The following is a 6,395-nucleotide window of genomic DNA, read 5'->3' as shown; positions in this document are numbered from 1 at the left end:
GAGGTTCTGGCCCGCAGCATGGTTCGGCGCACTGTTGGGCCCGACGGTCAGGAAGTAATTGGGGTAGCCGGGCAATGTCACCCCGAGATAGGACCGCGGATCGTCCGAGCCCCATTCGTCCCTGAGGTTGCGGCCGTCGCGGCCCAGGACCGTGAGCGGGCCGAGCTGGTCGGCCATCTCGAACCCTGTTGCGAAAACCAGGACATCAACGGGGTACTCACGGCCATCTTCCATGCGGATGCCATTTTCTGTGATGCGCTCGATACGGGCGGTCTCCAGCGTGACATTTTCCCGCTTCAGCGCATCGCACCACCCGCCATCCAGCACGATACGCCGACCGAAAATGGGATAATCGGGCGTCAGCTTCTCGAGCAGATCCGGACGGTCTGCGAACTTGGCCTCAAGGTAGGACATGGCGTACTGACGCATCGCCTCGTTGACAGCGGAAACCGAGGGAGAATCCGCAGGCCAGTCCGGGTCCATCAGCACGTTCGGGAACAGCCCGTCCGCCGCGGTCCAGTAGACGCGAAAACGGAACCATTCGCGAAAATGGGGCAGATGACGAAGTGCAAACTTCATGCCCTCGGAAACCTCGGACAGGATCTCCGGATTGTTCATCACCCAGTGCTTGGAGCGCTGGAACACGACCAGTTGTTCGACCTTGTCCGCAATGGCGGGCACCAGCTGGGCTGAACTTGCGCCGGTGCCAATGACGGCAACCCGCTTGCCCTTGATCGCAACAGCTGTATCCCAGGTTGCCGTGTGCATCTTGGGGCCGGAAAATGCATCGATTCCGGGCAAGTCCGGCAGTTTCCAGCGATTGAGCGGCCCTTGCGCATTGATGACGGCATTGGCGCGCAGCACTTCTTCGCTGCCGTCCTGGTTGCAGACCGTCACATCCCACATGGCGGCGACATCATCATATGCGAGCCGCACGACGCGGGTATTGAAGCGGATATTCCGGCGCAGCTCGTACTTGTCGGCCACGTGCAGGAAGTACTTCTGCATATCCGCGCCGCGGGGGTAGTAGTTGCTCCAGTCGGGGTTGATTTCAAAGGAATAGGAATAGAAGTGACTCGGTGTATCAACGCCGACACCTGGATAGATGTTCTCATACCAGGTGCCGCCCACCTCCGAATTCTTCTCGAGAATTAGATGGTTGTAGCCGGCTTCGGACAGTTTGACAGACGCCGCCAGTCCCGTCAGACCGGCACCGATGATCAGCACCTTAAAGTCAGCCGGTGGCGCCAGGCGCCCCGGCATGTCCTTGCGGGGCGTCGGCTTTTTGAAGCCGATCTGGTCATAGAGCAGCGGCAGGAATTCATCGGCCACGTCTTCGCCGACACCCGTGCTCATCATCTTCTGCATCAGGGCTTGGGAGGGTGCATCCTGACGGGCCGCGCCCGGCGTCGTCAGGACATGCAGCAGCTTTTCCCGAAGGCCGTCGGCAAGCACGTCAGGAATAACTGTTCCCGGCACGGCAAAGGGGTGCTTGATGTGAGCCTTGAATGCATCGAGCGTCGCCTCGTCATGGGTCAGGTGGACATAGACCATGAGGAGCGTTTGTAAGTTCGCCTCAGACAGGGCCTCGCGCAGCTCCGCCGTATCTGCCATCGGCAGCACCCGGTTGTCCCCGGCGGACCGGTTTTCCGGCATTTTCCTCTGAGCTGCGGTATCAGGCATGCGACTCTCCGATGCAGACATTAATGTAAGCACTTACTCACCATTATCGTGGCGCCGTCAATACCTGAAGATCAGAGCCCCCCCTCTCTGCTGTACATCTTGCTGGCACCTTTTTAAGCGCTCGAAGGGCCGAGCGCGCCGCGCCCTCCAGCGCCGGGCCCCGCCAGCAGCCACGCGACGCCCGGCCCCGGATCCAGGCATCAGGGAATATCAGAGAGAGCCAGGGGATGCCTGACTGCCGCGGATGACCCGGCCCGGCAGCGCTCCGGTCTCCTGTCCATTGCGCTGGATGACCGAGCCCGAGACGATGGTTGCGACATAACCCGTGGCCCGCTGATCGAGGCGCCGTCCACCACCGGGTAGATCATGGCGCACTTCCGGCGCATGGAGTTGGAGACGCTCCAGATCGATGATGTTGACGTCTGCCTTGTAGCCGGCAGCAAGTCTCCCGCGGTCATTCAGCCGGACAGCTGCCGCCGGGGCACTGGAGAGTGCACGCACCGCGTCGGGCAGGCTGATCCTCTGTCCGTCCCTGTCACGCACCCAGTAGGTCAGCATGAACGTTGGATAGCTCGCATCGCAGATCGCGCCGTAATGCGCGCCACCATCGCCGAGGCCAACGACAACGTCCGGATGCTTCAGCAAGTCATGGACCGTGTCGAGCCGCCCCTCGTAATAGTTTCCAAGCGTATTGTAGAGCATGGCCGTGCCGGCATTTTCAAGCAGGTAATCATAGGCCGCCTCCTCAGGCGAGATCCCCCGCTCGCGCGCTTGGGCGGCAACGCTGCTGCCAAGGGGCGGCTCGTAGTTTGGCGGATCCGACAGGGGGAACATCCATTCCCAGTTGCGGGAGATTACAGCCAGCGGGTTGCCGTCCTGCGGTTTTTCCGCAAGCAGGCGCGCACGCACAGCCGGATCGCGCAGCCTTGCCAGACGCTCCTCGAACGGCAGGTTCTCAATTTCCTTATAACTGGGGCACAGACAAAATGGATTGGTCGACAACTCGAAACCCGCAATCAGGCCAACCGGCCGCGGCAGCACCTGTGCGGTAATGGAGGCGCCGCCTTCGTTGGCGGCACGTACCATCGCCAGTGCGTCCTCCCACGTGCGAGGACCGCTGTTGGATGTCCCCAGCGTAAACGTTGCCGGGCGCTGGCAGCTTTCCACCAGGCTGATGAGAGACGTCATCTCATCGGTCCAGCTGGCAAACGGCACATCCAGAACAAGTTGCAGAAGTCCGCGGCCTGCATCCGTCATGCCACCGGCGATCTCCTTCAGCTCATCTATTGATGCGTCGTAGCTCGGGATCTGCTCGCCTGCCTTGGTTCGATGCATGAACAGCCTGGATGAGGCAACACCGAGGGCCCCGGCCTCAATCGCCTCATGCGTCAACTTTCGCATTTTTTGCAGGTCATCGGGCGTTGCCGCTTCCCGCTGCGCACCGCGTGCACCCATTACATAGACCCTGAGCGGGCTGTGGGGCAGGTAGACGCCCACATCGATGTCACGGGCCTGCGCCGAGAGCGCGTCCAGATACTGCGGAAACGTCTCCCAGTTCCACGGCAGGCCCTCGGCCATGACGACGCCCGGAATATCCTCGACCCCTTCCATCACGCGGATCAAAAGATCATGGTCTTCGGGACGACAGGGCGCAAAGCCGACGCCGCAATTGCCCAGGATCGCCGTGGTCACCCCGTGGGACGAGGAGGGCGACAGCCGATCCGACCAGATGGCCTGGCCATCATAGTGGGTATGAATGTCGACAAACCCCGGGGTCACGATATAACCTTGAGCATCGATCTCCTCCCGACCCCGGCCATCGACCGTGCCGACGGCCACGATGCGGTCCGCGCGGATTGCAATGTCACCCTGGAACGGCTCGCTGCCCGATCCGTCCACGATCGTCCCGCCGCGGATCACAAGGTCATGGGAGGCTATCATCCAGGATCTCCTTTATGCTTTCAGCTTCTCGGCCCAGATCGCGCCCTCGCGGTCGGTATCGATGTCCTCGACGCCCCGTATTCCAAGCACACGTCGCGCTTCCTGCAGCGGGAGGTGGAATACGGCCTCGAACTTGGCGAAAATGAACGGCTCGCTCTGCTCGCCTGCCCGCATGCCGCGCTGCATGGACTGAACGCAGGTCTGCCAGATCTGCGGGTAATGCAAGAGCGTCCGGACGGTATAACGCAGCGACCCCAGCAATTGGATCACACTGAGCTCGCCCGCCAGTTCCTGGCTGTGGAAATGCTTGAACACACTGGTCAGCCGGTTCCAGTAGGGCACGAGTTCGCCCATGAAGTTGAACCCGCCCCCGAGGAGAATATGTTCAAAATCATGGGTCTGCCCAGACCGGAGATTATAAAAATCAAGCTGGGACTTGGGCTGGCTCCAAGGGACGATCTGGATTTCGTAGTTGCCGGCCGTCATGTGGTCATAAAAGATGCGCCCAACGCTGCCGGGCGGATAATCCTTGAAATCCTCGATGGTATAGTTGGAGATGTGCCCTTCCTCGAACCAGGCATCCAGCCGGGGATTAACCTTGCGTTCCTGGTAAAACAGCTCCTCGATATGATCGTGATCACGCAAGGAATCGAGGATTGCCGGCAGCTCATGCATTTCCGCCTGCGGCGGCATGTCCGGCCCGTTGCGCCGCAAGGCGATCATGGCGATCCAGTCGCGCAAGCGGGCATCATTCAGATATTTGGATGACGAGATGAGAACACTGCTTTCGGTTTCAACCGGAAGGACGCCGCGCAGCAGATAGGGAGCCTTCATCGTATTTCTCCTTCCTTCTCGACCTGCAGTCTCTGGCCGGAGGCCCAGGCTGCGATGCGTGGATCACTCAGATCAAATTGAGGGCAGAGCTCGAAAAAGCTCTTGTCCGCGATCGCCACCCGCTGGAGGCGACGCGGATGCATGCCGGTCAGATCACAGCGCGCGTGCTGGAGCGCAATATTATCCCAGATGACCAGGTCGCCGCGGCGCCAGTAATGGCGATAGACATTCTCGGGCGCATATAGGGCGGCGAACAGTTGCTGGAGCAGCTGTTCGCTCGCGGCCTGATCGAGCCCTTCGATGCGGGCCGTCTGCATCTCGCTGATGTACAGCACCGGCTCGCCCGTTGCAGGATGCGGGATCACGACGGGCCGGCGCTGCTGCGGCAGAAACGGGGCGGGGTCGAATTCGACGTCCCGGTGGCTCTGGACGACCGAGATCACCGTCAGCGCCTCATGGTGCTGAACAGCCGCGCGCAGCTGGGGCCCCAGCTTACCCAGCACCGTCACGCCATTGGCAAAGCTCGTCCAGCTCTCGTTGTCATTCACCTCGAGCGCATGGAGGGAGAGCACTTTGAACGGCTCGTCAGTGAAGGCAAGGTCACTATGGTAGGCAAGAGGTCCCGCGCCCAGATTGCCGTCAGACGAGATCTCGCGGTACTCGCCCCGGGCACCCAGCACACGGCCGAGTGCCCCCATGACCCGAACCTGATCGGCCTCCGAGAGGCTTTGCCTGCGAAAGAGCAACAGCTTGTGCGTGGCCAGCAGCTGGCGAAGCTCTGCCTCGTCCTCCGGAGAGAGCGGGCGCGCCAGGTCGCGCTCGATTTCCAGCCCGAAGGGCTCGAGAGGGCGAGCAGCTATAGACAGAGGCAGTGACATGATGCGCGATCCTCCTGCACCTTATAACCGAACGGTATTGTACCGTTCGGTTATAGACAAGAGAGAAAAAACTTGATGTAGCCTGCCCCCCCGACGCGCTAGAACGGTTCTCATGACGGACTTGGCGGCGACCCCAACCCTGGCACCCTGGCTACCCGACGGAACAATGCCGTCTCCTCGGGTGCTGCTTCTTGTCGAGACCGCGCGTCGCGAGTTCATGGAAAACGGCTTCGATGCCGTCAGCATAGACGGACTTGCACGCCTGACCGGGGTCAGCAAGGAGACCATCTATCGGCATTTTCCGGACAAAACGGCACTGTTGCGGGCAGCGCTGGCCAGTCTGCGTGCGTCCTTCCAGACATCTGCCTCTGGCCTTTCGCGCAAGTCTGCCGATCCGGAGGTCGTCCTGACCGAGTACGCCCGGATCATACAGGACGCGACGATCAACGGCGGATTTTTGTCCGCCACCTGGCTGTCCATCGCAATTGCGCGCACGGTGCCTGACATCGCAATTGCGCTCCAGAACGACTCCCTGGCCGGGCTCCTGCCCCTCCAGCAGAAGCTCTCAGAGTTCGCAGCAGATGCCGGCAAGCCAGTCCCCATACCGCTTGAATTGGCCGCCGACTTCGGGTCGCTCGCAGTAGAAGGCGCCCGCTCCCTCATGGGCTGGCCAGCGCCGGATGATGCAGAGCGGACCAGGATCGCTGAGCGGGTTGCGCGCCTGTTTCTCGACGGATGCAGCACGACCACCGTGATCGCAGTGCCAGTGGTCCCGGACGCGGCGGACGCCAACTGGGGCAGGCTCAAGCCACCCCAGGACAGGCCTTCTCACATCCTGATGCTGCTGGACGTCGCGCGGGATCATTTCTTCGCCCATGGCTATCAGGGGGTCAGCCTTGATGAGATCGGCAGTATCGCGCGCGTGGGCCGGGGCACGCTTTACCGGCACTTCCGCAACAAGGCCGGGTTGTTCGAGGCCTCCATGCTGGATGCGGCGCAGCGGCTGAGCGCCTGCCCGCCCCCGCTGCAAACGGATCTTGAACCCGCCGCCGCTTTGGC

The 6,395-nt window shown here is 61.6% G+C and carries 5 protein-coding genes; 1 reads left to right on the top strand and 4 read right to left on the bottom strand.

The genetic code is table 11. The features are described from left to right. From VIG90_RS04970 to VIG90_RS04955, 4 genes are all read right to left on the bottom strand, one after another. Positions 1 to 1,683: NAD(P)/FAD-dependent oxidoreductase (locus tag VIG90_RS04970; RefSeq protein WP_331592350.1), on the bottom strand; the 1,683-nt coding region annotated here is incomplete at its 3' end. 210 nt (positions 1,684 to 1,893) lie between these two features. Continuing rightward, entirely contained in the window at positions 1,894 to 3,624 is a 1,731-nt protein-coding gene (locus VIG90_RS04965; protein ID WP_331592349.1) for an N-acyl-D-amino-acid deacylase family protein, read from the bottom strand. Positions 3,625 to 3,636: 12 nt separating this feature from the next. Beyond that, on the bottom strand, positions 3,637 to 4,458 hold the full coding sequence (locus VIG90_RS04960) for a Coq4 family protein (RefSeq protein WP_331592348.1): 822 nt from the start codon (positions 4,456 to 4,458) through the stop codon (positions 3,637 to 3,639). Continuing rightward, on the bottom strand, positions 4,455 to 5,336 hold the full coding sequence (locus VIG90_RS04955) for a TauD/TfdA family dioxygenase (RefSeq protein ID WP_331592347.1): 882 nt from the start codon (positions 5,334 to 5,336) through the stop codon (positions 4,455 to 4,457). The genes VIG90_RS04960 and VIG90_RS04955 overlap by 4 nt, the downstream gene beginning before the upstream one ends. 112 nt (positions 5,337 to 5,448) lie before the next feature. On the opposite strand from VIG90_RS04955, the gene VIG90_RS04950 reads away from it, so the two are divergent. Continuing rightward, on the top strand, positions 5,449 to 6,395 hold a 947-nt coding region (locus VIG90_RS04950; RefSeq protein ID WP_331592346.1), incomplete at its 3' end, for a helix-turn-helix domain-containing protein.

The organism is Pedomonas sp., assembly GCF_036515995.1.
Lineage (GTDB): Bacteria > Pseudomonadota > Alphaproteobacteria > Sphingomonadales > Sphingomonadaceae > Pedomonas.
The sequence above is the reverse complement of the archived record's forward strand: the minus strand, read 5'-3'. Positions and strand labels throughout refer to the sequence as shown.